This is a genomic window from Saccharomonospora halophila 8, assembly GCF_000383775.1.
Lineage (GTDB): Bacteria > Actinomycetota > Actinomycetes > Mycobacteriales > Pseudonocardiaceae > Saccharomonospora > Saccharomonospora halophila.
This window is the reverse complement of the sequence record NZ_KB912582.1, coordinates 1-3,281: the sequence shown is the minus strand read 5'-3', so window position 1 is coordinate 3,281 and position 3,281 is coordinate 1. Positions and strand designations below refer to the sequence as shown.

Genomic DNA, 3,281 nt, shown 5'->3' with positions numbered 1-3,281 from the left:
GTGTCGGCGCCCCCGCCCGCCGCGGCCCGGTCCCGGGCGACCCGGGACACCGCCGCCACGATGTTGCCGTAGGCACCGCAGCGGCACAGGTTGCCGCTCATCCGCTCGCGGATCTCGGCGCTGTCGTCCGCGCGGGTCGACCGGAGGTCGGCGGTGACGGAACTCGGTTCACCCGACCCGAGCTCCGCCAGGACACCGGCGGCCGAGCAGATCTGGCCGGGGGTGCAGTAGCCGCACTGGAAGGCGTCGTGCTCCAGGAACGCGCGATGCAGTGCGCGCAGGACCGGGTCCTCCCCGTCCGCGGCGGTGACGATCTCCGCGCCGTCCCGGGCGACGGCGAACGTCAGACACGTGGTGGCACGCCTGCCGTCGAGGAGCACGGTGCACGAGCCGCACTGGCCGTGATCGCAGCCCTTCTTCACCGAGGGCACGTCGAGCCGGTCCCGGAGCGCGTCGAGCAGGGTCACGCGGGTGTCGACCGACAGCGTGCGACGTCGACCGTCCACGGTGAGCGTGATCGGCGATTCCATGACACCCCATGCGACTCGTCGGGACCCGTTGGCGGCGGCGCACTGGACGTACCCCGCACCCGCTCGCACCAAACGGCGCCGTCGGGCGGTTGCGGGGGTGGTCCCGGCCGGCTCACTCGGTGAGCCGGCCGCGGAGGAACTCCAGGGTCCGGGCCAGCAGCCGGGAGACGTGCATCTGGGAGATCCCGACCCGCTCGGCGATCTGGGTCTGGGTCATGTTGCCGAAGAACCGCAGGATCAGCACCCGCCGTTCGCGTTCCGGCAGCCCGGCGAGCAGCGGTTGCAGCGACTCGTGGTACTCGACGTTCTCCAGTTCGGCGTCGTCCGAGCCCACCGTCTCGGCCAGGGGAAGGGTGCCCTCGTCGTCGTAGGCGGCGTCCATCGAGACCGACTGGTAGGCGTTGCCCGCGAGCAACCCGTCCCAGACGTCCTCCGCGGCGAGGCCGAGTTCGGTGGCGAGCTCGCTGGGCGTGGGTGCCCGCCCGAGCCGCTGCGCCAGCTTGCCACTGGCCTGGCTGATCGACAGGTGCAGCTCCTTGAGCCTGCGGGGCACCCGGACCGCCCAGCTCGAGTCGCGGAAGTGCCGGCGGACCTCGCCCATGATCGTGGGAACCGCGAAGGCGACGAACTCGGTACCCCGTGAGGTGTCGAACCGGTCGATCGCGTTGAGCAGTCCCAGCCGTGCCACCTGGACGAGATCGTCCCGGGCTTCGCCGCGGCCGACGAAACGCCGGGCGATGTGCTCGGCCAACGGCAGGCACCGTGTGATGATCTCCTCGCGCACGACTGCCCGCTTCGGGTCGTCCGGCGCGAGCTCGGCCAGCGTGTTGAACAGTGGAGCGAGATCCTCGTAGCCGCCTGAATGCTCGCGCCCCTCCGTGTGGGATTGCTCGTCAGGGGTCACGAAACCGTGACTACCCCGGGCCCCTGTCGGCCACACCCGGCCGCCGGGCGGTGCCCGACCCCGGGATTGACACCGGGGACGGCAGCGTGACGCCTGCCCCGATCTTCGTCCGCACACCGTGGAGTTCACCCCGAAGTGCCGATTTTCCGGTGCTGCGGGGCGGTTCCGGGTCCGTGGGCGGATCGGGACACCGCCGGCCGCGCCACCGCCCGTTCAGTCCACAGTGGATGAATCAACCGCGGGGGTGTGTGCCGTGTGCGGTACCGTCCCCGGACCGTCGCGTCGCCGGATCTTCACCGTAACGGAGTGGTTGCGGTCCGGACTCGCGTGTGCGTACCGTCCCGGGCGGTGGCCGTTGCCCGCCACGCCGGACCGGAGACGACAGGGGAGGCGGCGACCATGGACCGCGATGCGCGTACGGGGGCCGACATCCGGATCGAGGGTCCGGTCGGGGGCACGGCGGTCGTGCGGGTGTCCGGGGAGGTGGATCTCGCGGGCGCGCCGTTGCTCCGGCGTTGCCTGGACGACGTACCGGACGGCGTCCGCGGCGTCGTTCTGGATCTCTCCGGGGTCGTGTTCTTCGGGGCCGCGGGCCTGTCCGCCCTCGGGCACGTGTCCACGACCGCCGCCCGTCGCGGGGTGCGCCGGGCACTGGTCTGTCCTTCCGTGGTGCTGCGCCCGATGCGGATGACCGGCCTCGATGTCGGTATGCCGGTGTGCGCGGATCTCGCCGAGGCGCTCACGGTGATCACCGGGTCGGGCAGGCGGCTCGCGCTGTCGTCGTGACGGCGGCTTGATCGGTTCCGGTGCCGACCCGCGGAACCCCGCGTGGCTCACCCTCCGGCGTGCCGCGAACGGTGCCGCCGGGGCGTGCGACGCGCCGTACAGACCTCCAGCGCGCACCACTCGCTGTTCCGCGCCGGTGACCGGTCGTAGAACACCCAGCGACAGTCCGGGTTGCGGCAGGTCTTGAGCCTGTCGCGCTCACCGGTCAGCCCCGCCGTGAAGGCGGTGCCGAGAATCCCGGCCAGGTACCCGGCCAGTGGGCCGGTCCGCCGCGGTGGCAGCACCGGTTCGCCGTCGGACGACCACCGTGGCGCGCCCAGCAGCTGTCTGGCCAGCTTGTTGAGCTCCCGGGTGGTGTCCCGGCCCTCGACGTGGTCCCGGAGGCACTCCCGCACCCGCAGCAGCAGTTCGTGGTCCCTGCGGCCCAACTCCTCGACCGGAACGTCCTGGGACCTCAGCCAGGCGGAGGAGCTCGTCGGCGTGATGAGGGCGTCCTCGGTGGCCAGAAGCCGTGCCGAGTTGCACAGTTCCACCATCCGGGAAAGCTCCTCGGGAGCATCGGTCCGCGCGAACGACATCCCGTCAAGGTTACTCGGCGGTGGTGGCCCGCCGTGGTCAGCCGGTACGCACGGGTGACAGCCTTCACGGGTCGGTCGTCCGGCCTCCCGGCGCCACGAACGTCCCCTTGGAACGCAAGGTCTGCACCAGCCCGCGGTCCCGCAGGATCTGCGTCGCCTTCCGGATGGTGTCGAGGGCGACCCCGTACTCCGCGGACAGCGACCGCTCCCCGGGCAACCGGCTGCCCGGGGGCCACTCGCCCCGCTCGATGAACTCCGCCAGATGGTCGGCGAGCAGCACGTACTCGTACCCGGTCTTGCTCTCCGGGTTGTACTTCTTCCGTTCGGGACCGTTCATGGTCAGCAAGATAGAACGGTCGACCGCTGTGGCGGAGTGCGGACCGCGCCCCACCGCGGTGTGGCGCGGTCACGGTGAGTGGTGGCGGCGGGCGATCCGGGGGCCGGGGCGGACCCGGGTCGGACGGTCAGCCGTCGGTGGCCGGT

General features: G+C 71.8%; 5 protein-coding genes. 1 reads left to right on the top strand and 4 read right to left on the bottom strand.

The genetic code is table 11. The features are described 5' to 3' along the window. On the bottom strand, window positions 1-530 hold a 530-nt coding region (locus SACHA_RS0117950; RefSeq protein ID WP_019812023.1), incomplete at its 3' end, for a 2Fe-2S iron-sulfur cluster-binding protein. A gap of 112 nt (window positions 531-642) precedes the next feature. Next, entirely contained in the window at window positions 643-1,434 is a 792-nt protein-coding gene (locus SACHA_RS0117945) for a SigB/SigF/SigG family RNA polymerase sigma factor (protein ID WP_019812022.1), read from the bottom strand. A 399-nt stretch (window positions 1,435-1,833) separates the two neighbouring features. Between SACHA_RS0117945 and SACHA_RS0117940 the strand changes: the two genes are divergently transcribed. Then, window positions 1,834-2,220 carry an STAS domain-containing protein gene (locus SACHA_RS0117940; RefSeq protein WP_019812021.1) on the top strand — a complete coding sequence of 129 codons (387 nt, stop codon included), beginning with the start codon at window positions 1,834-1,836 and terminating at the stop codon, window positions 2,218-2,220. Window positions 2,221-2,267: 47 nt separating this feature from the next. On the opposite strand, the gene SACHA_RS0117935 is transcribed toward SACHA_RS0117940, so the two are convergent. After that, window positions 2,268-2,798: a CGNR zinc finger domain-containing protein gene (locus tag SACHA_RS0117935; protein WP_019812020.1), complete on the bottom strand. Its 531-nt coding sequence runs from the start codon at window positions 2,796-2,798 to the stop codon at window positions 2,268-2,270. A gap of 64 nt (window positions 2,799-2,862) precedes the next feature. Then, the gene (locus SACHA_RS0117930) at window positions 2,863-3,135 is read right to left on the bottom strand and encodes a GntR family transcriptional regulator (protein WP_019812019.1); all 273 of its coding nucleotides are present in this window, start codon (window positions 3,133-3,135) and stop codon (window positions 2,863-2,865) included. Between the last annotated feature and the right edge of the window lie 146 nt (window positions 3,136-3,281).